Here is a 25,648-nt window from a genome sequence, read left to right as displayed (position 1 = left end):
GATGTGTCATGTGCGCAGTCCGTCCGAGCGACGGTCGATGAGGTCGAATATCTCGTCGTCCCCGGCTATTTCGATGAGGTCGACGGTCGCGTCGGGCTGGTGGCGGTGCAGTGCCGCGGCCAGCTTGGCGGCGAGCCGTTCCAGATCGGCGCGGGGAATGTCGGATTCGGCCACCCGGTCCAGGTCGCGTTCCAGATCGGCGACGAGATTGCCCGCGGCCGCCGTGGGCGGATCCATGCGGCCGCGTAGGTGCTCGGCCAACGCGGCCGGGGTCGGATAGTCGAAAATCGCGGTGGGAGAGATCGTCACACCGGTCGACCGGCGCAGCTGATTGCGCAGCTCCACGGTGGTGAGTGAGTCGAAGCCGAGATCGGCGAAACGACGATGACCGTCGAACGCCCGGCCGGGGTCGTGATCCAGAACCGCGGCCACATGCCGCGCCAGCAACTCCAGCAGCAGGCGGTGCTGCTCCTCGACGGTGTGCCCGGCGAGGCGGGCGGCGAAGTCGGCGGGTTCGGGCGCGGCCGTGGCGGCGGCGCGGCGGCGGCGCACGAGCCCGCGCAGCAGCGGCGGTGGATCGGTGACGGCGGCGGTGTCCAGGCGGATCGGGACGGTGACCGGCAGGCTGCTGCGCATCGCGGCGTCGAACAACCCCAATGCCTGGGCGGTGGTGAGGGTGCGGAAGCCGCCGCGCTCCATGCGGGCGCGGTCGCGGGCGCCGAGATGTGCGCTCACCGCGCTCTGCTCGGCCCACAGCCCCCACGCCAGCGAGCTGCCCGGCAGCCCGTCGTGCTGCCGTACGGAGGCCAGCGCGTCGAGGAATCCGTTGGCGGCCGCGTAATTGGCTTGCCCCGGGGTGCCGAGAACGCCTGCCGCGGAGGAGAACACGACGAAGGCCGCGAGATCCTGCGCGCGGGTGAGTTCGTGCAGGTGCCAGGCGGCGTCGACCTTCGGGCGCAGCACTCGCGCCAGCTTCTCGGGGGATTGACCGGCGAACAGGGCGTCGTCGACGGTGCCCGCGGCATGCACGACGGCGGTGAGCGGGTGCGGTGCGCGAAACCGGCGCAGCAGCTGTGCGACGGCCGCGCGGTCGGTCACATCGCAGGCCACGATCTCCACGTGGGCGTCGCCTGCGGTCAGTTCTTTCGCCAATTCCATGGCGCCGGGGGCGTTTTCGCCCGCGCGGCTGGTCAGGAGCAGGCGGCGGATGCCGTAGTGGGACACGAGGTGGCGGGCCACCGCCGCGCCGATCATGCCGGTGCCGCCGGTGATGAGCACCGTGCCCGCCGGGTCCAGCGGGCGCGGGCAGGTGAGAACCACCTTGCCGATGTGCCGTGCCTGGCCGACGTGGCGCAGTGCGGTCACCGCGTCGCGCACGTCCCAGCCGGTGATCGGTGGCGGGGTCAGCACGCGCCTGTCGAACAGTGTTACGAGGTCGGTGAGCATGGCCCGGATGCGGTCGGGATCGACCTCGCTGATCAGGAACGAGTGGTAGCTGACACCGGGGTGGCGTTCGGCGACGGTCTCCGGGTCGCGCACGTCGGTGACGCCCATCTCCACGAACCGCCCGCCGCGGGGTAGCAATCGCAGCGACGCGTCGACGAAATCCCCGGCCAGCGAGTCGAGGACGACGTCCATGCCGCGGCCGTCGGTGACGGTGCGGAAGTGTTGTTCGAACTCGAGGGTGCGGGAGTTGGCGAGATGGTCCGCGTCGAGACCGCGCTCTCGCAGCACCTGCCACTTGCCGGGACTCGCCGTGGCGAAAACCTCCGCGCCCCAATGCCTTGCCAGTTGGGTCGCGGCGGTGCCGACGCCGCCGGCGGCCGCGTGCACCAGCACCGATTCCCCGGCGCGGAGCCCGGCCAGATCGGCCAGCGCGTAGTAGGCGGTGAGGAATACGACCGGGACCGCGGCGGCCTGCGCGTAGGTCCAGCCGTCGGGGATGCGGGCCACCAGGCGGTGATCGGTGGTGACCGTCGATCCGATGCCGTCGAACAGGCCCATCACCCGGTCTCCGGGCGCGAACGCGGTGACCCGGGAACCGACTTCGAGCACCGTACCCGCGCCCTCGCCGCCCAGCACGGCGTTCGGGTCCGGGTACATGCCCAGCCCGATCAGGATGTCCCGGAAATTCACTCCGGCGGCGCGCATGGCGACCCGAACCTGGTGCGGTGCCAGGGGTTTCGGTGTTTCCGCCGCTGGTCGCAGGGTCACCGTGTCGAGCGTGCCCGGCTCGGTGACGACCAGCCGCCACGGGTCACCGCGCAGCAGGTCCGGGCCGGCGGGCGCGGCGAGGCGGGACAGGCGTGGGACGAGGAGTCCGCCGTCGCGCACTGCGAGTTGCGGTTCCCCGGTGGCCAGGACGCGGGCGATCAGCGGGGTGAGCTGCGTGGTGCCGAGCACGGCGGGTGCCGCGCCGTCGGCGTCCAGTAGCACGATCCGGTCCGGGTACTCGGCCTGGGCGCTGCGTACCAGGCCCCATACCGCGGCACCCGCGAGATCGGGTCGTTCGCGAGCCGGGTCCGTGGCGACGGCGCCGTGGGTGAGGACGACCAGCGTGGTGTCCGGTTCGTCCACGAGCAGCCGTTGCATCCGGGCGAGCGTGTGCGCCACGTGGTTTCGGACCGTAGCGGCTACCGGCTCGGCGGAGTCGGCATCGGCCGGTAGGACGATCACGCCGGGCTGCGCGCGAGCGGAGTTCCCGTCCGCCGCGGAAGAGGCAGGGGGACGGTCGGTGCCGGCGAGGCGGACCTCGACCGGGAGCGGATCTCCGCTCGGTTCGGAGGCCGGGCCCCAGTGGACCGCGTAGAGCGGCGGACCGGCTGGAGTGACGGAAACGGCTGGGGCCTGGCGTAGTTCGAGTGAGTCGACGGTGATGACGGGTGCGCCCGCGGGGTCGGTGGCCGAGAGCGTGATCCGGTCCGGTGCCGGGGTGCAGAGTCGGACGCGGAGTTCCGTCGCGCCCCGGGCGGGGAGTTCGATGCCGCGCCAGGAGAACGGCAGGCGGACCCGAGCGTCGCCGCCGAGCCCGTCCCGTGGCCCGGTAGCCGGTACGGCGGCGTCGGCGAGTGCCACGAGCGCGTGCAGAGCCGCGTCGAGCAGGGCCGGGTGCAGTCCGAATCGACCGGTGTCGATGTTCTCGGAAAGCGCCACGCGCGCACAGAGATCCGAGCCGTCGCGCCACACTTCCCGCATGCCCTGGAAGGCAGGGCCGTACCGCAGTCCGGCGTCCGCGAGTCGCCGGTACAGCTCCTCGGGGGCGAGCGCGACGGCTCCCGGCGGTGGCCACGCCGCGGCCTGCGCCACGCGGCGCGGCGCCGTCTCGCGCGAGGACTCCTCGGCGAGCGTGCCCTCGGCGTGGGTGGTCCACGGTCCGTTGTCGTCGCGGGCGTGGACTGTGAACGCGCGGCGGCCCTCGGCCCCCGGCGGTTCCACTCGCACCTGGACCCGCACGGGTTCCTCGGCGAGCACGAGCGGCGTCACGACCGTCAGGTCCGCGATACCGTGCGAGCCCACCTCGTCGGCAGCGCGCAATGCCAGCTCCACGAACAGCGTTGCCGGGGCCAGCACCTGGCCGCCGATCCGGTGATCGGCCAGCCACGGCTGGTCCCGGACGGACAGCGTGCCGGTGAGGACGGTCGCCGCGCCGTCGGGCGCCGCCACGACCGCCGCGAGCAGTGGATGGTCCGCGGCGGTCAACCCGGCGGCGCGGACATCGGCGCGCGGAGTGTGCTCGAGCCAGAAACGTTGGTGCGCGAACGCGTACGTCGGCAGGTCGACGACGCGCGCGCCGGGGACGAGGGCCGCCCAGTCCACCGCGGCGCCCGCGACATAGGCCTCCGCCACCGCGGTCGTGATCGCCTCCGGCTCGGGCCGGTCGGGGCGCAGCAGCGGCGTCACCACCGCGTCGTCGTCGGCACCCGCCACCAGTGAGGACAGTGCCGCACCCGGGCCGACCTCGGCGAAAACGGTGACCCGGCCCGTGTCCCGGAGCCAGCGCACGCCGTCGGCGAAACGCACCGGCTCGGCGACGTGCCGCACCCAGTAATCCGGCGTGCGCACGGCGGCGGGATCGGCCGGTAGCCCGGTGAGATCGGAGATGATCGGCAGTCGCGGCGGCCGGTAGGTCAGTGCCGCGCAGACGTCGGCGAAATCCTCGAGCATCGGGCGCATGCGGGGGGAGTGGAAGGCGTGGCTCACCCGGAGCCGCTTCGCGGTGTGGCCGCGGGCCTCGGCGGCGGACGCGATCTCGTCGATCGCGGGTTCGTCGCCGGAAATCACCAGCGCCGCCGGGCCGTTCACGGCGGCGATGGCGACCCGGCCCTCGTACGGGGCGACGAGTTCGTCGGCGGTGCGTTCGTCGGCGGTGACCGCCAGCATCGCGCCGCCGGACGGCAGCCGCTGCATCAACCGGCCGCGCGCGGCCACCAGGGCCGCGGCGTCGGTCAGCGACCACACCCCGGCCAGGTACGCCGCGCTCACCTCGCCGATCGAATGGCCGAGCAGGAAATCCGGTGCCACGCCCCAGGATTCGAGCAGCCGGTAGAGCGCGACCTCGACGGTGAACAGCGCGGCCTGAGTGAAGTCGGTGCGATCCAGCAGGACGGCGTCGGGGTGATCGGCGGGCGCCCAGGCGATCTCGCGCACCGGACGCTCCAGCTTCGGGTCCAGCAGCCCGGCGACCTCGTCGAAGGCGTCGGCGAACACCGGATAGTGGGCGTGCAGCTCACGCCCCATACCCGGCCGCTGCGACCCTTGCCCGGGAAACAGCAAGGCAGTCTTGGCCTTCGGGTGCGCCGTCCCACGCACGACCCCGGGCGAGCGCCCGTCCGCGGCCAGCACGCCCAGCCGCTCGATCAGCTCGTCCCGGTCCCGCCCCAGCACCACGGCCCGCCGCGCGAACCGGGACCGCGTGGTCGCCAGCGAGAACCCGATATCGCCCGCCGCCACCTCCGGCCGCCCCCCGACGTGCTCCGCCAACCGACCGGCCTGCCCGATCAACCCCGCCTCGGTCCGCCCCGACAACGGCCACGCGACCGGACCCGCCTGCGCCCCGACACCTTCGCCGTCCGCCACCGTGGCCGCCCGCGCCACACCTGGATCGGCAACGCGCGGCGTGATCGCCCCCACCGCACCTCGTGTGGTGGTCGGCGGTGACATCCCGGGCCCCGTCTCGCCGGTGATGCCCGGCCGTGTCGCGCCGTGGTCGGTGATGTGTGGCCCCGCCGCAGGCCGTTCGGTGCGGACCGTGATCGGCTGTGTCGGGCGCTGTTCGGTGGTGTGTGGCTGTGTCGTGCCCGGACGTGCCGCGGTGCGGCGGGTGGCGGGTGGCTGGATCCCGGTCGGGGCGGGCTGGTGGGCTGGGGGCTGCTCGAGGATTATGTGGGCGTTGGTGCCGCTGATGCCGAAGGAGGAGACGGCTGCGCGGCGGGGGTGGCCGGTGGTGGGCCAGGGTTGGGGTGTGGTGGGTAGGTGGAGCGGGGCCTCGGTCCAATCCACGTGGGGGGAGGGGGTTTTCGCGTGCAGGGTGGGGGGTATGGTGCCGTGGCTCATGGCCATGACGGCTTTGATCACTCCGGCCATTCCGGCGGCGGCCTGGGTGTGGCCTACGTTCGATTTGGCCGAGCCGAGCCACAGGGGCCTGGTCCGGCCGGGGCCGTAGGTGTCGAGGAGGGCTTGGATTTCGACCGGGTCACCCAGGCGGGTGCCGGTGCCGTGGCCCTCCACCATATCGATGTCGTCGGGTCGCAGCGCCGCCGCCGCGAGCGCCTGCCGGATCACTCGCTGCTGGGCGGGGCCGTTGGGTGCGGTGAGACCGTTCGAGGCGCCGTCGGAGTTGACCGCCGAACCGCGCAGCACCGCGAGGACCCGGTGTCCGAGCCGCCGCGCGTCCGACAGCCGCTCCAGCACGAGCACCCCGACGCCCTCCGACCAGCCGGTGCCGTCGGCTCCCGCGCCGAAGGCCTTGCAGCGCCCGTCCGGGGCGAGCCCGCCCTGCCGGGCGAACTCGGCGAACACCTTCGGTGTCGACATCACCGTCACACCACCGGCCAGGGCCAGCGAGCATTCGCGCTGCCGCAGCGCGTGCCCGGCGAGGTGCATCGCCACCAGCGACGAGGAACACGCGGTGTCGATGGTGACCGCAGGGCCGTGCAGTCCCAGCGCGAAGGCGACCCGCCCGGACACCACACTGCCGAGGCTGCCGGTGCGCAGATGCCCCTCGACGCGTTCGGGCACCGCGCCGAGCCGATCGGCGTAGTCGTGATACATCACGCCCGCGAACACGGCCGTCTGAGACCCCCGCAGTGCGAGCGGATCGAGGCGCGCGTGTTCGATCGCCTCCCACGACGCCTCCAGCAGCAGCCGCTGCTGCGGATCGGTGGCCAGCGCCTCCCGCGGCGAGATCCCGAACATGTCCGGGTCGAAATCCAAAGCGGTATCGAGGAATCCGCCCACTCTCGGGTAGTCGCCGCGCTCGGCGCGGTCGTCGTCGCGCCAGCCGCGATCCTCGGGGAAGCCGGTGATGCCGTCGCCGCCGGCGGCCAGGAATTCCCACCACTGGTCGGGGCCGTGCACGCCGCCGGGGAAGCGGCAGCTCATGCCGATCACCGCGATCGGTTCGTCGAGCCGCTCGGCGAGCCGGGAGTTCTCCCGCCGCAACCGATCCCGCTCCACCAGGGCGGCGCGCAGGGCCTCGGTCAATTCGGCGTTCGGGTTGGTCATGCCGTCCCCTGGTCGTCGTCGAAGAAGTCGTTGCCGTCGGTCCAGAAGTCGGTGGAGTGCGAGCGCGACGCGCCGCCGTGCGCCATGCGGATCAGGTCCGCGGCGTCCATGTGCAGGATCGATGCGGACTCCCCGCCCGGGTCGTCGGCGGCTTCCGGCGCGGCCTCGGGCAGCCGCCGGACGGGTGCCGCGCCGGCGTCGGCGTCGTCGTCGGCGGCGGCGGTCAGTTTGGTGTGCAGGTGCGCGGCGAGGGCGTCCGGTGTGGGATGGTCGAACACCAGGGTCGCGGGCAGGCGCAGGCCGGTGGCGGCCGCCAGCCGGGTGCGCAGCTCCATTCCGGTCAGCGAGTCGAACCCGAGCTCGGTGAAGGTGCGGTCGGTGGTCGGCAGGTCGCCGGTGTGCCCGAGCACCGCGGCAACCAGATCGTGTACCAGGTCGTGCACCAGCTCCTGCCGGTCGGTGCCCGGCAGCGAGGCGAAACGTGCTGGGAAATCCGGCATGTCGGATGCCGGATGCTCGGGCCGGGGCCGGAACTCGCGGCGCGGCCGGGCCAGAGCGCGCAGTGGCGGCGGCGCGGCGGCCGGATCCAGCCGGGTCCGGTCCAGCGCGGCCAGCACCGGGACCGCGTCGTCTCCGGCGCATCCGCCGTCGAACAGGGCCAGCCCCTCCGCATCGGACAGCGGCAGGATGCCCGAGCGGGCCAGCCGCGCCCGGTCGGCCGCCCCGAGCGCAACGGACACACCGGTGCTGCGGCCCCACAACCCCCAGGCCAGCGCGGTGGCCGGTAATCCTTGCGTGTGCCGCTGCCACGCCAGCGCCTCCAGCCAGGCGTTCGCGGCCGCGTAGTTGGCCTGTCCGGCCGCGCCTATCAACCCGGCGACCGACGAGAACAGCACGAACGCCGACAGGTCCAGTTCGCGGGTGAGTTCGTGCAGATTCCAGGCGCCGTCCACCTTCGGGCGCAGCACCCGTTCGAACTGGTCCGGGGTGAGCGTCTCCAGCAGCCCGTCGTCGACGCTGCCCGCGGCGTGCACCACGGCCGTGAGCGGCCGCTCCGCCGGTATCCCGGCCAGCACCCGGGCGAGCGAATCTCGGTCGGACACATCGCATTCGGCGGTGGTCACGGTGCAGTCGGCGGGCAACCCGAGGGCATTCGCATCGATCGGACCGCGGCTGAGCAGCAGCAGGTGCCGCACGCCGTGGCGGACGGTCAGATGGTTGGCCACCAGACCCGCGAGCACCCCGCTCGCCCCCGTGATCAGCACGGTGCCCTCCGCCCGCCACGGCGTGCCGGTCGCGGGTTCGTAAGCGGGCACCAATCGCGGGACCACCACATCGCCTGCGCGCGTGGCGATCTGGGGCTCGGCGGCGGGCAACGGCCCCGCTGGGCTGCCGTCGGAGTCGACCAGCACGAACCGGCCGGGATGCTCGGACTGGGCCGACCGCACCAGCCCCCACACCGCCGCCGCGGCCGCATCGGTGACAGCGGCGCCACCCACCGCGACCGCGCCGCGCGTCCGGATCGCCAGCATTCCGGTGTCGGTCTCGCGCAGCCAGGCGCGCATCCGGTGCAGGACCGTCTCCAGCGCCGACCGCACCCCCGTCGGTGTCGGGTCGAATTCGGGCAGCTCGAACCAGTTCAGCTCGGACCACGACAGGCTGCCGCCGCCGGGCGCGGGCCGGATCCAGCCCAGCCGGTAGCGCCCGTCCCCGGCGTTGGCGGAGCCGATCTCGACCGGCCGCAGCACCAGGGCGTCCACCGACAGCACCGGGCGATCGGCGGTGTCGAAAACCTGCACGGCCGACTCCGGTCCGCCGGTCAGCCGCGCCCGGATCGTGCCGGTGGCCGGACCGAAGTAGCGAATACCGCGCCAGGAGAACGGCAACCGGAGCGGTCCGGAGGTGACCGCGAGCGGATGCAGCGCGGCGTCGAGCACCGCCGGATGAATCCGGAAGCCGCCGGTGCGCACACCCGCCGGAGCCGCGACGGCGGTGAAGTGCTCGTCGTCGCGCGCGTACAGTTCCCGTGCACCGCGGAAGGCCGGACCGTAGTGGTAACCCGCCGCGGTCAGCTCGCGATACCGCGTGTCGAGGTCGACCGGTTCGGCGTTCTCCGGCGGCCAGCCGTGCAGCGAGGGGTGCGTGCCGTGGTCCGGCGCCGCCGCCGCGACGGCCTCGGCGTGCCGGACCCAATCGCCGTCAGGGATGCGGGAATGGATCGTGACCGTGCGGCGGCCGCTCGCATCGGCCGCGGCCATCGCCAGTTGCACGGCGGCCGCGCCGGTGTCGGGGACGGTCAGCGGGGCGAGCAGGGTCAGTTCCTCGAGGTAGTCGAGCCCGGCGTGATCGGCGGCCAGCAGAGCCATGTCGAGGAAGGCCGTCGCGGGCAGCAGCGCGGCGCCGTGCACGACATGGTCCGACAGCCGTCCCACGTCACCGGATACGGTGCCGGAGAACAGGTATCCGCCGTCGGCCAGCGCGAGGCAGCGGTCCAGCAGCGGGTGACCTGTGCGTTCGCGGTCCGCGCCGACGGTGTCCCCGGCATCGAGCCAGTAGCGGCGGCGCTGGAACGCGTAGGTGGGCAACTGCACCGGCGGGGTGGCCGCCGCCGGATACCACCGGATCGGCGTGCCCACGGTGTGCGCGGCGGCGAGTCCGGCGACGACCGCCTCGGGTTCGGCGCGCCGGCTCGGCAGCAGCGGTGTGGTCGTGACGGCGGTGTCGGTCGCGAACGCCTCCCGGGCCAGCGCGGTCAGTGTGCTGCCGGGCCCGGCCTCCACGAATACCCGCACATCGTGGTCCTCGCGCAGCCGTCGCAGGCCGTCGAAGAATCGCACCGGCTGCCGCACCTGGTCGACCCAGTACCGCGGATCGCGCAACCGGGCCGGATCCGCCAGCGCGCCTGTGACATTGGAGATGATCGGGATCGACGGCTCGTGGTACTCGACGCCCCGGCACACCTGCGCGAACTCGTCCAGCATGGGCTCGACCAGCGGCGAGTGGAAGGCATGCGCGACCCGCAGCCGGGAGGTGCGCCGTCCCAGCGTCTCCAGCGTGGCCGCGATCTCGCCGACCGCGGCGTCCGCGCCGGACAGCACGACCGCCGCCGTCCCGTTGATCGCCGCCACCGACACCGCGTGCTCGCGCCCGACAAGTAGCGGGGTCACCTTGTGCTCCGCGGCGGCGACCGCGATCATGCTGCCACGGCCGGGCAGCCGGTCCATCAGCCGCCCGCGCGCCGCGACCAGCGTCGCCGCGTCGGGCAGCCGCCACACTCCGGCCAGGTAGGCGGCGGTGAGTTCGCCGATGGAGTGCCCGATGAGGAAATCCGGTCGCAGTCCCAGGGATTCGGTCAGCCGGTACAGGGCGACCTCCACCGCGAACAGCGCCGCCTGCGTGAAACTGGTGCGGTTCAGCAGTTCCGCGTCCGCGCTGCCCGGCTCGGCGAAGACCACCTCGGCGAGATCGGCCTCCAGATGCTCGGCGAACTGCGCACTCACCTCGTCGAAAGCCTTGGCGTACACCGGGTTCGACACATGCAGCTGCCGCCCCATCGCGACGCGCTGGGCGCCCTGACCGGGGAACATGACGGCCGTGCGGACCGGGCCGCCGGACCCGCCGCCGCGCACCACGGCCGATGACTGCCCCCCGGCGGCGAGGGTGTCCAGCGCGGTCAGCAGTTCGCCGCGATCGTGACCGAAAACGACGGCGCGACGGTCGAAACGGGTCCGGGCCGTCTCCAGCGCCCGACCGATCTCCGCGGCCGGGACGTCGGGGTGGGCACGGACGTGGCGGGCCAGCTCGGCGGCCTGACCCGCCAGCGCGGCGTCGGAGCGGGCCGACAGCAGCCAGGTCGTCAACGGCGGCAACGGAATCGGCGCGGTGAGCGCCGCTGGCTCGGGCAGCGGCGGCTGTTCCACGACGACGTGCGCGTTGGTGCCGCTGATCCCGAACGACGACACACCGGCCCGGCGCGGACGGCCGGTGTCGGGCCAGTCGTGCGCCTCGCGCAACGGCCGCACCGCGCCCGTCGTCCAGTCCACGTGCGGCGTGGGTTCGTCGAGATGCAATGTGGCAGGGAGCATTCCGTGCCGCATGGCCATGATCATCTTGATCACTCCGGCCACTCCGGCCGCGCCCTGGGTGTGCCCGAGGTTCGACTTCACCGAGCCCAGCCACAGCGGGTCGCCGTCGCGGTCGCCGAACACCTCGAGCAGCGCCCGCACCTCGATCGGATCACCGAGCGTGGTGCCGGTGCCGTGCCCCTCGACCGCGTCGATATCGCCGGGCGTCGCACCCGCAGCGGCCAGCGCCTGCCGGATCACCCGCGCCTGCGCGGCACCGCTGGGCACGGTCAACCCGGTGGAGTCGCCGTCGGAGTTCACCGCGGACCCGCGCAGCAGCCCCCACACCGGATGGCCGCGGCGCTGGGCGTCGGAAAGCCGTTCCAGCACGAGCACTCCCACGCCCTCGGCGAAACCGGTGCCGTCGGCCGCGGCGGCGTAGGGCTTGCAGCGGCCGTCGCGGGCCAGCCCGCGCTGTCGGCTGAACTCCAGGAAGCTGGCGGGTGTCGACATCACCGTCACCCCGCCGGCCAGCGCCAGCCCGCATTCGCCGGCGCGCAGCGCCTGCACGGCCTGATGCACCGCCACCAGCGACGACGAACAGGCGGTGTCGACGGTCACCGCGGGCCCGGTGAATCCGAAGCTGTAGGCGATGCGGCCGGACAGCACGCCCGCGGCACTGCCGGTGCCCAGCTGCGCCTCCAGTTCACCGGGGACCGTGCGCAGGCGGCTGGCGTAGTCGTGGTACATCGCCCCGACGAACACGCCACAGTCGGTGTGGCGCAAGGCTTCCGGATCCAGCCCCGCGTGCTCGAACGCCTCCCACGCCACCTCCAGTAGCAACCGCTGCTGGGGATCGGTGGCGAGCGCCTCGCGCGGCGAGATGCCGAAGAACTCGGCGTCGAAATCGAAAGGGGTGTCGAGGAATCCGCCGCCCGCGGCGGTGATGGTGCCGGGCCGGTCGGGGTCATCGCCGAGCAGCGACTCCGGATGCCAGCCCCGGTCGGGCGGGAAGGGCCGCACCGCGTCGCGCCCGGCGGCCACGAAATCCCACAGCTGCTGCGGCGAGCCGATACCGCCGGGATACCGGCAGCCGATCCCCACGACCGCGATCGGCTCGCGCTGCGCGGCCTCCAGCCGGTGCAGGTGCGCGCGGGACTCCAGCAGGGCGGTGGTCGCGCGCCTGAGGTAATCGCGCAGGGTGGCTTCGTCGGTCATCGGAGGACTCCTCCCGGACGGTGCGTGGACGGTCGGCGAGCGGCGTGCTGGTAGCGGCTCAGCGTGTTCCGAGTTCGGCGTCGAGCAGGGCGAACAGCTCGCGGTCGGTGGCGCCGGTGACATCGGGGTTGGCGGCGCCCGGCGCGCCGGTGAGCTGGTTGAGCGAGGCGCGCAGGCGCTCGCGCAGCTCGGCGCGCACGGCCGGCTCGAACGGGGTATCGCGCAGTGCGCGTTCGAATTCCGCGATCAGCTTCAGCACGGGCGGCCGCGCCCCGGCGGCGGTGATCCGGTCGCACAGCTGCCGGACCAGCCCACCGACCGTGGCGTGATCGAACAGGGTGGTGGTGGGCAGGTCGAGGTGGAAGGTGGCGCCGAGGTGACGGGCCAGCTCCACCGCCGCCAGCGAGCCCAGGCCGATGTCGCGCAGCCGATCCTCGGCGGCCGGCACCCGCGGCGCGCCGCGGATGGTGCGGGCGAGGCTCGCCGCCACGACGTCGAACACGACGCGGTATTGCTCGTCGGGCGGCAGCGACGGCAGCGCCCGCAACCACGCGGGCGGCGTCGTGGAAGGTGTTGCGGTGGAGGGCTGTTCGTCTGGCGACCGATCGTCCGGTTCTGCGGCGAACACGGCGTGATCCGCGTCGGCCAGCGCCGCCCGGATGACGACCTTGTCGATCTTGCCCATCGCATTGCGCGGGATCTGCTCGGCATGCACCACTCGCGTCGGCAGCTTGTAGCCCGCCAGCTCGCGCTCGGCGAAGCGCCGCAGGTCGGCCAGCGTGGGACGGAGGTCGGCGTGGCCGCTCACGATCGCGACCACGCTCTCGCCCTCGTGCGGATCGGGCATCCCGACCACCGCCACATCGGTCACGCCGGGACAGCGCGCCAGCACCTGCTCGACCTCGGCCGAGTACACGTTGTCGCCGCCCACGATGATCATGTCCTTGCGCCGGTCGACCAGGTACAGACAGCCGCCGCGGTCCAGATAGCCGATATCGCCGGTGCGGAACCAGCCGTCGGCGAACGCGGCCGCGGTCGCCTCGGGGGCGTTGCGATACCCGCTGGTCACCGTCGGCGCGCGCAGGCACACCTCACCGGGCTCGCCCGGCGCGACCGGTGTCCCGGCGGCCGGGTCGATGATGCGAATCTCGGTGTAGGGCAGAGCGAGTCCGGCCGACGAGGCGTGCTCGGCGGTCCGGTCGGCGGGCAGGCAGGTGACGAACAGCGTCTCGGTGAGCCCGTACGCCTGCTGCAGCGCGATGCCGCGGTCGAGGTAGCGGCCGATCAGCGGTGCGGGCGCGGGCGCACCGGCGGTGACCGCGGTGCGCAGCGCCGACAGATCCGCCGCCGGGAAGCCGGGCAGGGCCGCGACCGCAGCGAACATGGCCGGTACCGCGAAGACGGTGGTGACCCGGTAGTCGACCAGATCCGCCAGCATCCGCGGGGCCTGGAAGTCGCGGCGCAGCACCACCGTTCCGCCGCGCAGCAGGGTGCGCAAGGTGAAACAGCCCAGTGGCGCGGTGTGGAACAGGGGAGCCACGACCAGGGTGACGTCCAGCGGTGCCGCGGGCGCCACCATGTCCAGGTTGAGGCCGTTCCACCACAGATTCCCGTGCGTCAGCCGCACACCCTTGGGCCTGCCCGTGGTGCCCGAGGTGTAGGCGAGCATGGCGGGCCGATCGGCCGGGCACGCAACCGGGTCGGCGACCGTGTCACCGGTGGTCGGCGGCAGTACTTCCCAAGCGCCCCCGGGCTTTTCGTCCGGATCCTGTCCTGGGTCGCCGGGCACGAGCAGCAACCGGGCGGCGCTTCCGGCCGCCTCGGCGATCTCCCGGTGCCCGGGTTCGACCACGAGGGTGTGCGGCGCGCAGTCCGCGAGGATCACCGCCACCTCCGCAGCGGTCAGCCGCGAATTCACCGGCACGAACACCGATCCCAGCCGTGCGGTGGCGAGAAAGGTCGCAAGGAAGGCGACGCTGTTGCCGCCCAGGTACACCACGCGGTCGCCCTCGCCCGCGCCACCGTCGGCCAGCGCCGCGGCCAGCCGCCGGGACTGCCCGGCGAGCACGTCGTAGCTGTAGGTGCCGCCCTCGTACACCACCGCGACCCGGCGCCCGGCCTGCCGGGCCAGGGCGTCGACCCGAGCCGCCGGGCTCAGATCCACCGTTGCCGTCATCGAACCTCCCGCTGTCATCGCGCACCGCCGCCTGTCACGCCGGTAGCGCGGCAGTGAGATCGGTGCGAAACCCGGTCCGCCGCGCGAACTCGGCGATGCCCTCCAGATGTCGTGGCCCGAGGTCGAAGTCCAGCGCGCCGGTGTAGTAGCGCCGCAGCGTGTCCGCGTCGAATTCCTCCCAGCGCGCTGCCCGCTCGCACAGCTCGTCCATCTCCGCCAGCGCCACATCGCGGGCCGCCAGCAGGTCGGCGTGCACCCGGCGCACGGAATCCGGTTCGCGCACAGCGAATTCGCGTCGTACACCGAGCACGGCGAAGACGAACGGCAGCCCGGTCCACTCCCGCCACATCCGGCCCAGGTCGTGCACCACCAGGCCCCGCTCGGGCGCCTCGAACAGCGCCGTGCGCAGCGCGACGTCGCCGATCAGCACCGCGGCCGGGGCCTGGGTGAACATGAGCGCCGGATCGGGCGGGCTGACGAAGAATCGCGGCCGCACCCCGACGTAGTCGCTGAGCAGCAGCCGGGCCAGCCGCACCGAGGTGCGGCTGGTCGAACTCAGTGCCACCGGGACGCCGTCGAGCCGGTCCAGCGGCACCCGGCTCACGATGAGACACGACATGACCGGCCCGTCACAGCCGATGGCCAGATCCGGAAGCAGCTCCAATTCGTCTGTGTGCGAAAGGTATTCGACCAGACTGATGGGGCCCAGATCGAGCGAACCGGCGGCGAGGGCGTCGCTGAGGTCGTCGGGGGTGCCGCGCACCAGATCCAGTTCGATCAGGTTCCCGGTGCGGGCCAGCCCCCACAGGATGGGCAGCCAGTTGAGGAAGTCGATATGGCCGACCCGCGGACGTTGCCGCACGGTCGTGCGGTGCCGATGGCGGGCACCCGGGCCGGACACTGAGCGCATAGGCCCACTGTTGTCCAATCACCCGGGAGCGGTAACCCCTACGCGTCCCCTAAGCTCGCCGGTCGGCCGCACGACTGTGCGGCGGCACGGGGATCCGTTCGGGGTCGGTGGCGTGCTCGCGCAGCAGCCGCAGCATCGCGGTGCGGGCCCGGTCGAACACGGCCGTGTCGTCGAGCAGCGTCGAGTCGGCCACCGCGCTGCGCTCGATGGCCGCTAGCTCGAAGGCCAGCTGCGCCGGGTCGGTCGCGGCGGTGATCTCGCCCAGTTGCTGGGCCTCCACGATGGTCTGGCGGTGAAAGTCGTGCCACTGCTGCCACACCGAGACGATGGCGTCGCGCACCCGCCCGGGTCGCGACCCGAACTCGGAGCCGACCGACAGGAAGAAGCAGGCGCCGTCGGCCGCGGCATCCCGGCTGGTGTGGTCGAGCCAGGCCTCGCACAGCGTGCGCAGCCGCTCGATGCCCGAGGGCCGCCGCAGCGCCGGGCCGATCACCTCCGCGATGAAGGTCGACTTGGCCTCCTCGATCGCGGCCAGCTGGAGTTCCTCCTTGGACCCGAACAGCCCGAACACGCCGCTCTTGCTGGCGCCGAGGGCGGTGGCGAGCCGGCCGATGGTGAGCCTGTCCAGGCCCTCCACCGCGCCGACCTGGACCGCTTCACGCAGGATGGCACGGCGGGTGTCGTGGCCGCGTGCCGGGCGAGTCTCCGTCATCGACCCGTGTCTCCTTTTCACAACCCCTGGCTGGTACCCCTCGCTAACCATCTTAGCCGAACGATCGTTCGGCCAGACTTGCCGGTCCGGGCGAGAATTCGTGGGATTTCGATGGAAGAGCCGTGCAGTCCGTCTTGACCTGACCGAACGATCGTGCGTTAATGATCCCGCACGAACGTTCGGTTCAACAGACTGTGAGGTCTTCCCGATGTGCCCTCTCGTGATTCCCCGGCAGGTGGACGATGACTGACGACGTCGCCGACAAGGTCTCGACCCAGGCGTCGGCATACCCCCTCCCCGCAGGAGCCCGCGCGCCGATCGAGCCGCGGCGGGTCCTGCTGATCACCTCGGTGGCCACCTTCGTGGCCTTCCTCGACATGTCCGTGGTGAACGTCGCGTTCTCGGACATCTTCGAGAGCTTCCCCGGCACCGCGCTGCCGACACTGTCGTGGGTGGTGTCGGGATACGCCGTGTTCTTCGCGGCTGTGCTCACCCCCGTGGGCCGCTACGCCGACGTGTTCGGCCGCAAGGCGGTCTTCCTGTGGTCGCTGCTCGCGTTCACCATAGCCTCCGCGCTGTGCACCGCGGCGCCGACCGTCGAATTCCTCATCGGCGCAAGGTTTTTGCAGGGCCTCGCGGCCGGTGGCATGATCCCCGCCGCCCTCGGCCTGGTACTGGGCGCCTACCCGCCCGAGCGCCGGGTCGCGGCGGTGGCGGCCTGGGCGGCGGCCTCCTCCGCGGCCGCCGCCTTCGGTCCCGCGCTCGGCGGGCTGCTGGTGTGGGCCTGGGACTGGCGCGCGGTGTTCCTGATCAACGTCCCGGTCGGCCTGGTGGCCTTCGTGATCGGCCGCAACTGGCTGCCCGAGATCAAGCCCGAGGTGCGGGAGCGGCCCGATCCGCTGGGCGCGATACTGATCGCGCTCGGTGTCGGCACGGTCGTGGTCGGACTCACCCAGGGTGGCGAATGGGGTTGGCTCAGTGCCGGTTTCATCGCCGCGACGGTGGGCGGACTGGTGCTGCTGGCCGCCGGGATCCTGCGCTCGATGCGGCACCGGGTGCCGGTGTTCGAGGTGCAGCTGTGGGCCGACCGGAAATTCGCCGCCGCCAGCGCCGTGTCGTTCCTGTTCGGCATCGCGATGTTCGCCTGGCTGCTGGCCTGCCCGCTGTACACCATCGTGGTCTGGAAGTACTCGATCTGGGAAGCGGGACTGGCGAATTCGCCGGGCGCGTTCACCGCCGCGATCGGCGCCGGTGTCGTCGGCAAGTCCAAGCATCCAGACATCCAGCGGCTCGCGACGATCGCCGGTGCGGTGCTGTTCGGCGTCTCCGGGGTGCTGTTCGCACTGCTGCTGCACGAGCAGACGCGGTTCCTGGCGGTGTGGCTGCCGGTCGGGCTGCTGTCCGGGCTGGCGATCGGGCTGCTGATGACCGCGGTGTCCTCGGCGGCGGCGACGTCGGTGCCGCAGGAGAAGTTCGCCTCCGGGTACGGCATGAGCATGACCGCCCGGCAGATGGGCGGTGGCCTCGGTATCGCGGCGTTCGCGGCGATCACCACCACTGTCACCACGGGCTGGCTGGACGGGCTGCACGCGGTGTTCTGGTTCGCCGCCGCGGCGATGGTGCCGGTGGTGCTGGCGGCCCTGCCGATGACCGACGCGCGGCCGGTGGGCGCGGACCGTGTGTGACCGAACTCATAGCATGAATTTCAGGGCCCCGAGCGGGACCGGCGCAGGCCGCCGCTCGGGGCGGAAAGGCGGCTGACGCCGGCAGCGCGCAATTCGAAAAATCTATCGATCCCGACCGGGCGTATCGGAATATCCGATACGCCTGATCGGCGTGTGCGCGGAAGTCGCCATTTTTCCGGCAGACGTGCATAATTTACGATGAACAAGTTCTTGTTCGGGTCGCTCGGCCGGCGGGGGGATATCGAGACAATGTGGGTGAAACATGGGATCTTCCGGCGAATTCCGCTGTCGCGGAACACGGTTCGCGGGGTAGTTACCCGAAATCGCTGTGAACACATTCGGCCGTTCACGCGATTACCATGACGAGCGGTGGACGCCGGGGTCCTCGTACCGTATCCGTTACCGGCCGCACAAATCAGCGACCGGTCTGTTGGGTAAGGGTGCTTCCCTTGGTAGCAGTTGAAAGAATCGCAGAATCGGAACAGAGAATTTCGGGTGGGACCGTTTCTGCCGGGGGGCGCGGTCGAACCTGGTCGGTGCCGGCGGCATTGGCCTTCCTACGCCGCGGCGGCGTCGGACGGGTTCGAGTGGCGCAACTGCTGGCAGTACTGGATCAGCCGACCGCGCTGTGGATCATGGCGCGCGTGCTGGACGCGGAACCGGCCGTGGTGCGAGCGCTGGTGCGCGATCTCACCGCGGCGAATCTGGTGGCGTACGCGCAGTTCCGGCGGCGCGACGTCCGCGACGCGGTGTTGCGCGAGGCGCCGGTCGCGGTGCGGCAGCGGCTGCACCGCCGGATCGCGCAGGTGCTCGAGGACGGCGGAGCGCCGGCCGTGCGGGTGGCCGATCACCTGCTCGGCGCCGACGACGTCCGGATGCCGTGGGCGGTGCCGGTGTTGCGTGCGGCCGCCGAGGACGCCATCGCCGACGACGAGATCCACCGCGCCATCGACTATCTCGAATTGGCCTGCCGCCTGTCCGGCGATGACGCCGACCGCGCGGTCATGCTGATGATGCTGGCGATGATCCGCTGGCGGCTCAACCCGTCGACGTCCAACCGCAGCTTCGCCCGGCTGCTGGTGGCGGTGCGCGGGGGCGCGATGCCGGTGGCGTGCCTGCCCATGGCGGCCCGCTACCTGCTGTGGCACGGCCGCACCGGCGACGCGGCGGTGGCGCTGCGGTTCCTGCGCGCCGCCGCCCGCGCCGGGGACGAGACCGGCGTCGCGGGCTGGTCGGCGCTGCGGGAATGGCTGGCCTGTCATTATCCGGGCCTGCTGGACGGGGCCGAGGACCCGGCCCGAGTCGCCGAATCCGACCGTGCCGCAGCGTATCTGCGCAGCGGCTGGGCCGAATCCGACGCCGACGCGGCCCGCCTGCTGTCGGACGTGTTCACCCACGGCGCGTGTGACCACGCCATGGCGCGGGCGCAGCGGCTGGTGCGTGCGCACCGCCTCGACGACACCACCTTCGGCGCGCTGCTGATGGTGCTCGACGGCATGGTCTACAGCGACCGGCTGGATTCGGCGGCGATCTGGTGCGAGTCGCTGATGCTGGAGGCGGCGGCGCGGCGGGCGCCGGCCTGGCAGTCGATCTTCGCGATCTGGCGGTCGGCGATGTTCGTGCGCGCGGGCGCGCTGGACGCCGCCATCGGGCACGCGGGCAGCGCGCTGGGCCGGGTGCGCGGCGAAAGTCTGGGCATCTATGCGGGTTTGGCGGTCGCCGGCCTGGTAGAGGCGTCGACGGCGGCGGGGCGCTATCGCGAGGCCGCCGCCTACCTCGACACCGAACTGCCCGACACGGTGCCGTTGTCCCGGATCGGCCTGCACTATCTGCGCGCGCGGGGCCGCTACCGGCTCGCCCTCGGCGAGCACGAGGCGGCGCTGGCGGATTTCACGCTGTGCGGCGAGCGAATGCGGCGCTGGCGCATGGACATTCCGGGCATAGCGGCCTGGCGCAACGATCTGGCCGAGACGTATGTGGCGGCCGGCGACATGGCCGCGGCGCGCCGATGGGCGGCGGCGCACGTGCACCACATTCGCGGCGCCACCCGGCATTCCAGCGGCGCGACCTCGTTACGGTTGGTCGCCGCGACCAGCGCGCCCGCACAGCGGGTGGGGCTGTTGCGCAAGGCGACCGAAATCGCCGGAGCGGGTCCCGACAGGCTCGAATTGGCCACGGCGCTGGCCGATCTCGCGCAGGCATACCTCGACATCGGGGAGCGGGATCGGGCGCGCACCGCGACGCGCCGGGCCCTGCGGCTGGCCGAACAGTGCGGCGCGGAACCGTTGCGGGCGCGGCTGGCGGGTGCTCGCGCGCCGGGCCTGCACTCGGTGCCGCCGACCGACAATCCGCGCGGGGCCCTCGACACGCTGAGCCCGTCGGAACTGAAGGTGGCGCGGCTGGCGGCGGCCGGGTGCCGCAATCGCGACATCGCGCGGGATCTGCACATCACCACCAGTACCGTCGAACAGCACCTCACTCGCGTCTATCGCAAGCTCGGCGTCACCCGCCGCACCGACCTGGCGGTCGTGCTCGGCGGGAGCGAGCCGGAGCGGACGGAGGCGGTATGAGCCGGCGTCACTGCTGCAGGATCTGCTCCAAGAGCTTTTCGCCCTCCAGCAGCAGGAGGAACAACCCGTAGTAGATCGTGAGCATAGTGAATAAGTGTGCAACACGACGCCCGGGCGGGTGCGGGTTTGGTCGGGAGATCAGCCGCGGCCCCGGTCATCGCGGTACGCCGCGCCTCGCGAGGCCGGGGCCGTCACCGCCTGGGCCGCGGCTCCGGCCGCCCGGGCAGGCCCGGCTCGAATAGCGCGGGCGGCCAGGTGAATTCGGTCTCGGCCAGCACCTTCGCGATCTGCTCGGACGGCATCGGGTGGTGGAAGAACCAGCCCTGCGCGGTATCGCAGCCCATGTCCAGCAGCCGCTCGGCCTGGTGCTGGGTCTCCACGCATTCGGCGGTGACGGTGAGGCCCAGCTGATGGCTCAGATCGATGATGCTCTGCAGCACCAGCAGGTCGCTGCGGCTGGACGTGCCGGGCGTGCGGATGCGGTGGATGAACGGCCCGGCCAGCTTCACCACGTGCAGCGGCAGTCGGCCGAGGTAGGCCAGATTCGAGTAGCCGGTGCCGAAGTCGTCGATGGCGATGCGCACCCCGGCCTCGGCGAGCGCGCGCAGGGCCTGCAGCGGCCGACCGGCCGCGTGCATGAACGCCCGCTCGGTCAGCTCCAGCTGCAGCCGGTGCGGGTCGATCCCGGTGTCGTCGATGGTCCGCCGCACCCGGTCCAGCCAGGTCGGGTCGGCCACCTCCGCGGCCGAGACATTGACGCTGAGCACCGGCGTGCGCGGGCCGTAGCTGTCGTGCCAATCGCGTGCGGCGCGGCAGGAGTCGGTGAGCACGACCGCGCCCAGCGCTCCGATGTGCCCGCCGTCCTCGGCCAGCTCCACGAACCGGGCCGGGGTGAGTACGCCGAGATCCGGATGCCGCCAGCGGACCAGCGCCTCCACCGCCACCGGCGCCCGGCCGCTGAGCGCGACGATCGGCTGGAAGTCCAGGAAGAACTCGCCCCGGCCCAGCGCCGCGGGCATCGCCGCGGACAACTCGGCGCGGGTGTGCTCGCGGCGGCGGCGGTCGGCGTCGAACATCGCGTAGCGGCCGCGGCCGTCGGCCTTGGCCCAGTACATGGTGGTGTCGGCGGCCTGCAGCAGCTCGTCGGTGCTGGTGTGCCCCGCGCGCTGTACCGTCACCCCGACGCTGGCGCTGACATTGAGCCGATGGCCGTGGATGTCGAAGGGCCGGGTGAACGCGTCCAGCACCGTACGGGCCAGCCGCGCGAGGTCGCCGCCGCTGGCCGCGCGGGGCACCAGGACCACGAACTCGTCGCCGCCCATGCGCGCCACCAGATGATCCGGCTCGGTGATGCAGGCGCTCAGGCGCGCGGCGGCCTGGGTCAGCAGTTCGTCGCCCGCGGCGTGACCGAAGGTGTCGTTGACGCTCTTGAAGTGGTCCAGATCGACGTAGCAGAGCCCGACGCGGGCGTCCGGATCGGCGAACGCGGTGGTGAGCGCGTCGAAGAAGCGGCTCCGGTTGGCCAGCCCGGTGAGCGGGTCGTGGTGGGCGCGGTAGTGCAGCCGCTCGCGCAGCACGCGCTGCTCGGAGATGTCCTCCACCAGCACCAGCGTGTACTGCGGCAGGCCCTGTTCGTCGCGGATGAGCGACACGTTGATATTGGTCCATACCGTGTGGCCGTCGCGGTGCCGATATGCCTTCTCCAGCTGCACGTTGTCGTGGTCGCCGCGCAGCACGCCCGCGTACAGCTGCCACATCTCCGGGGGGTCGTCGGGATGGGTGAGCTCGGCGACGTTGAGTTCGGCCATTTCCTCGGGCCGGTAGCCCAGCAGCGCGGCGAAGGCGTGGTTGACCTCGATGATGCGGCCGGTCATATCCGACAGCCCGGTGCCGATCCCCGCCTGCGAGAACACCGCCCGCAACCGCGCCTCACTGGTGCGCAGCCGCTGTTCGGCCAGCTGCCGCGCGGCCAGATCCGCGGCGTGCACGCTCTCCTGTTCGCTCAGCAACCAGGCCCGGAACGCCCGCACATAACCGGAGGCGAAGGCGGCCAGCACCTCCGCGGCCCGGTGCGCGTTCACCCCGGTGGCCGCGAAGTGGGTGCTGAGCACGGCGATGCTGCGGCCCAGCACCTCGTCGCCGACGAAATGGGCGCGCGCCAGCCGGCCGCCGGCCTCGGCCGCGCGTGCGGTGCCGCCGGCGTGCGACACCGCGTGCAGGTCGGCGGCCAGTCCGGTCAACAGGTCGCGTACCTCGGCGGCGCTCAGCGGCACGACGTGATCGCGGGCCCCGCCACCGAGTGCGGCCGCCCACCGCTCGGCCAGATCGGCGTGCAGGACGTCGTCGGACCCTTCCCACGCCATAAATTTCGATCCTAGTCGGCGGCGTCGCCGCGTGTGAACCGCACACGTTTCGAAGGTTGCTCGAATACGATTGCGATGCTTCGTCTTCCGGTGCAGAGAGGTTTTGCGATGACCAGACCGAGTTGGGCGCCCGAGGGAATCGATCTGGACCGGCCCAGCGCCTCGCGAGTCTACGATTTCTTCGTCGGCGGCATGCACAATTTCGAGATCGATCGGGTGCTGGCCCGCCAGATCGAATCGTTCACCCCGAACGTCGCCGAAACCATGCGCGCCAACCGGGATCTGCTGCGCCGATGCGTGCGCGACCTGGTCGACGCCGGGATCACCCAGTTCCTCGACCTCGGTTCGGGCATTCCGACGGTCGGCAACGTGCACGAGGTGGCGCAGGCGCGCAATCCCGAGTCGCGGGTGGTCTATGTCGATATCGACCCGGTCGCCGTCGCGCACAGCCAGGCGATCCTCGCCGGGAACGAGCGCGCGAGCGTCGTGCAGGCCGATATGGCCGATCCCGAGACGATTCTCGGTGACCCGGAGGTGACCCGGCTGCTGGACTTCGGCCAGCCCGTCGCGGTGCTGTTGCTCGGGGTGCTGCACTTCGTGCCCGATGACGCCGACCCCGCCGGTTGCGTGGCGCGGCTGCAGGAGGCGGTCGTGCCCGGCAGCTACATCGCGATCACGCACGCCACCGCGGACGGGCAGCCCGCGGAGGTGCTGGAGGCGCAGAAGCTCTCCGGCCGCACCTCCACCGAGATCGTGCTGCGCGGCAAGGACGAGATCGCGGCGTTCTTCGGAGACTGGACCCTGCTCGAGCCGGGCCTGGTGCACCTGCCGCTGTGGCGGCCCGAGAACCCGGCCGACGTCGGGGAGCGGCCGGAGCTGTCCGGTGCGTACGGGGGTCTCGCCCGCAAGGAGTGAACGACGGCCGGAAGGACTGGTCCGGGCGGTCGTGCTGGATGGAAGCAATTGGTGCCGAGCCGTTTTCGCGGATCCGAGGCCGACCGCCGCGGCGGCGACTGTAAGGTGTGAGCGCCTCGACGTAATTGGAAGGACTGTGGTGCGTACACCTTTGCTGATGGTTGTGTTCGGACTGGCGCTGACGGCCGGTGGGCCGAACGTGATAGCGGCGGCCGACCCGCTGCCCGGCATGAGCGCCGCGCCGATCGCCGAACCGGTGGTGCTGGGCGCGGACGCCGACGGCCAGGCTGTCACCCTGTCGTCCGGTCAGGAACTGGTGGTGGCCCTGCCGGACACCCCGTCCACCGGCTACCACTGGCAGGTCGCCGACCTCGACCAGGCCGTGCTGCGGCAGGAGGGTGAGCCGCAATTCCGCCAGAACCCGGGCGACCTGATGCCCGGCGGCCCCGGCAACTCGGTGTGGGCCTTCACCGCCGGGGATCGCGGCGCCACCCACCTGACCCTGGTCTCGGTGCGCCCCGGTGACCCCGCCCCGGCGCAGCAGTTCTCGCTCGACGTGACCGTGCACTGAGCCTGCCGCACAACGACATCCGGCCCGGGCCGTCTCCTCAGGACACCGCCACCAACCGGGCCGCGTTCGCCGACACGTCGTCGGCGGCCGCGTTGGCGGTGAGTTCGGCCCGGACCCGGTCGCGATAGCGGGCCAGTTCGGCGGCCTTGGTGGCCTCGTCCCAGTCCAGATGGCCCGCGACGAGGTCCGCGACCACCGCGGCGGCGGCCAGGCCGCGGTCGGGTACCTCGATGGAGATGCGGGTGCGGCGGGTGAGGATGTCGTCCAGATGCAGCGCGCCCTCGTGGGTGACCGCGTACACCGCCTCCACGCCGAGATAATCGCCGCCGCCCGGCAGCCGCATGCCCAGCTCCGGCGCGGTGTCGATCATCGCGAGCAGCTCGGTGGCCAGCGAGCCGTACCGCTCGAGCAGATGCGTCACCGTCTCGACCGGCAGGCCCGCCCGGCGCGCGACCGTCCCGGCGTCGGCGCGCAATTCGTGATAGCCGACCGCGCCGAGCACCGGCAGATTCTCGGTCACCGACGGCGCCACGGCCCGGCCGAAGCCCGCCACCGCGGCGTCGACGACATCGGCGGCCATCACCCGGTAGGTGGTGTATTTGCCGCCCGCGATCACGAACAGCCCCGGAACCGGTTCGGCCACCGCGTGTTCGCGCGACAGCTTCGCGGTGTCGTCGGAGGCGCCCGACAGCAGCGGCCGCAGCCCGGCGTAGGTGCCGACGATGTCGTCCTCGGAAATCGGTTCGCGCAGTAGGGAATTGACGTGATCGAGGATGTAGCGCACGTCCGTCGCGGTTGCCACCGGGTGGTCGCGATCCAGCGACCAGTCGGTGTCGGTGGTGCCGATGATCCAGTGCTCGCGCCACGGGATCACGAACAGCACGCTCTTCTCGGTCTTCATGATCAGGCCGGTGTGCAGGTCCAGCCGGTCGCGCGGCACCATGATGTGCACGCCCTTGGACATGCGCACCCGGAAGGGGAAAGGCACGCCGGTCATGGCGTTCATCTCGTCGGTCCATACGCCCGTCGCGCTGATCACGCTGCGGGCCCGCACGTCGTAGCTGCGCCCGCTCTCGAGATCGGTGACCGTCGCGCCGACCACCCGATCGTGCTCGCGCAGCAATGCCGTCACCTTGGTTCGGGTCAGGACGGTGGCGCCGTGCTGGGCGGCGGTGCGGGCCAGCATCATGGTGTGCCGTGCGTCGTCGACCTGCGCGTCGAAATAGCGGATGGCGCCGGTGAGGGCGTCGGCGCGCAGCGCGGGCGCGAATTCCAGTGCGCGCGAACGGCTCAGATGCCGGTGCATGGGCAGTGCGCGGGCCCCGCCGAGGGTGTCGTAGAGCGCGACGCCCGCGCCGATGTAGGGCCGCTCCCAGTGCCGCCGCAGCGGGAACAGGAACGACACCGGATGTACCAGGTGCGGGGCGAGCCGGTTCAGCAGCAGGCCGCGCTCCTTCAGCGCCTCTCGTACCAGCGCGAAGTCCAGCTGCTCCAGATATCGCAGCCCGCCGTGGATGAGTTTGCTGGAGCGGCTCGAGGTGCCGGCCGCCCAGTCGCGGGCCTCGACCACGACGGTGGTCAGGCCGCGCGCGGCGGCGTCCAGCGCGGCCCCGGCGCCGACCACGCCGCCGCCGATGATCAGGACGTCGATGTCGTCGCGGCCCAGTGAGCGCAGCGCCTCGGCCCGGTACTGCGGATCCAATTGTGTTGTCACAGCGGTATTTCTCTCTCGTGTTCGGTA

Annotated in this window: 11 protein-coding genes; 4 read left to right on the top strand and 7 right to left on the bottom strand. The window is 72.1% G+C overall.

Annotated features, from left to right (window positions below):
- Positions 1 to 6: 6 nt before the first annotated feature.
- Genes NWFMUON74_RS22440 through NWFMUON74_RS22420 form a run of 5 tightly spaced genes read right to left on the bottom strand, consistent with a single transcriptional unit; the run spans position 7 to position 15,803 of the window.
- Positions 7 to 6,723: a type I polyketide synthase gene (locus NWFMUON74_RS22440; RefSeq protein WP_187683799.1), complete on the bottom strand. Its 6,717-nt coding sequence runs from the start codon at positions 6,721 to 6,723 to the stop codon at positions 7 to 9.
- Positions 6,720 to 12,005 carry a type I polyketide synthase gene (locus NWFMUON74_RS22435; protein ID WP_187683798.1) on the bottom strand — a complete coding sequence of 1,762 codons (5,286 nt, stop codon included), beginning with the start codon at positions 12,003 to 12,005 and terminating at the stop codon, positions 6,720 to 6,722. Before NWFMUON74_RS22435 ends, NWFMUON74_RS22440 begins: the two co-directional genes overlap by 4 nt.
- A 58-nt stretch (positions 12,006 to 12,063) precedes the next feature.
- Positions 12,064 to 14,181 carry an AMP-binding protein gene (locus tag NWFMUON74_RS22430; protein WP_187683797.1) on the bottom strand — a complete coding sequence of 706 codons (2,118 nt, stop codon included), beginning with the start codon at positions 14,179 to 14,181 and terminating at the stop codon, positions 12,064 to 12,066.
- Positions 14,182 to 14,215: 34 nt separating this feature from the next.
- Entirely contained in the window at positions 14,216 to 15,091 is an 876-nt protein-coding gene (locus tag NWFMUON74_RS22425; protein WP_187683796.1) for a menaquinone biosynthetic enzyme MqnA/MqnD family protein, read from the bottom strand.
- A gap of 49 nt (positions 15,092 to 15,140) precedes the next feature.
- On the bottom strand, positions 15,141 to 15,803 hold the full coding sequence (locus NWFMUON74_RS22420; RefSeq protein WP_187683795.1) for a TetR/AcrR family transcriptional regulator: 663 nt from the start codon (positions 15,801 to 15,803) through the stop codon (positions 15,141 to 15,143).
- Between the two features lie 242 nt (positions 15,804 to 16,045).
- Here NWFMUON74_RS22420 and NWFMUON74_RS22415 point away from each other — a divergent pair, with 242 nt between their 5' ends.
- Both NWFMUON74_RS22415 and NWFMUON74_RS22410 read left to right on the top strand, forming a co-directional pair.
- Positions 16,046 to 17,488, top strand: a complete 1,443-nt coding sequence (locus NWFMUON74_RS22415; protein WP_187683794.1) for a DHA2 family efflux MFS transporter permease subunit — start codon at positions 16,046 to 16,048, stop codon at positions 17,486 to 17,488.
- Positions 17,489 to 18,075: 587 nt separating this feature from the next.
- Positions 18,076 to 20,058: a helix-turn-helix transcriptional regulator gene (locus NWFMUON74_RS22410; RefSeq protein ID WP_197986895.1), complete on the top strand. Its 1,983-nt coding sequence runs from the start codon at positions 18,076 to 18,078 to the stop codon at positions 20,056 to 20,058.
- A 191-nt stretch (positions 20,059 to 20,249) separates the two neighbouring features.
- Here the strand turns inward: NWFMUON74_RS22410 and NWFMUON74_RS22405 are convergent, their stop codons facing one another.
- A complete protein-coding gene (locus NWFMUON74_RS22405; protein ID WP_187683792.1) occupies positions 20,250 to 22,421 on the bottom strand; it encodes a putative bifunctional diguanylate cyclase/phosphodiesterase in 2,172 nt (723 codons plus the stop codon).
- 108 nt (positions 22,422 to 22,529) lie between these two features.
- Between NWFMUON74_RS22405 and NWFMUON74_RS22400 the strand changes: the two genes are divergently transcribed.
- Together NWFMUON74_RS22400 and NWFMUON74_RS22395 are read left to right on the top strand one after the other, a co-directional pair.
- Positions 22,530 to 23,336, top strand: coding sequence for an SAM-dependent methyltransferase (locus tag NWFMUON74_RS22400; protein ID WP_187683791.1), 807 nt, complete (start codon positions 22,530 to 22,532; stop codon positions 23,334 to 23,336).
- A 157-nt stretch (positions 23,337 to 23,493) separates the two neighbouring features.
- Positions 23,494 to 23,907, top strand: coding sequence for a protease inhibitor I42 family protein (locus NWFMUON74_RS22395; RefSeq protein ID WP_187683790.1), 414 nt, complete (start codon positions 23,494 to 23,496; stop codon positions 23,905 to 23,907).
- A 37-nt stretch (positions 23,908 to 23,944) separates the two neighbouring features.
- Here NWFMUON74_RS22395 and NWFMUON74_RS22390 read toward each other — a convergent pair whose 3' ends face one another.
- On the bottom strand, positions 23,945 to 25,621 hold the full coding sequence (locus tag NWFMUON74_RS22390) for a glycerol-3-phosphate dehydrogenase/oxidase (protein ID WP_187683789.1): 1,677 nt from the start codon (positions 25,619 to 25,621) through the stop codon (positions 23,945 to 23,947).
- Between the last annotated feature and the right edge of the window lie 27 nt (positions 25,622 to 25,648).

Source organism: Nocardia wallacei (genome assembly GCF_014466955.1).
Taxonomy (GTDB): Bacteria; Actinomycetota; Actinomycetes; order Mycobacteriales; family Mycobacteriaceae; genus Nocardia; species Nocardia wallacei.
The sequence above is the reverse complement of the archived record's forward strand: the minus strand, read 5'-3'. Positions and strand labels throughout refer to the sequence as shown.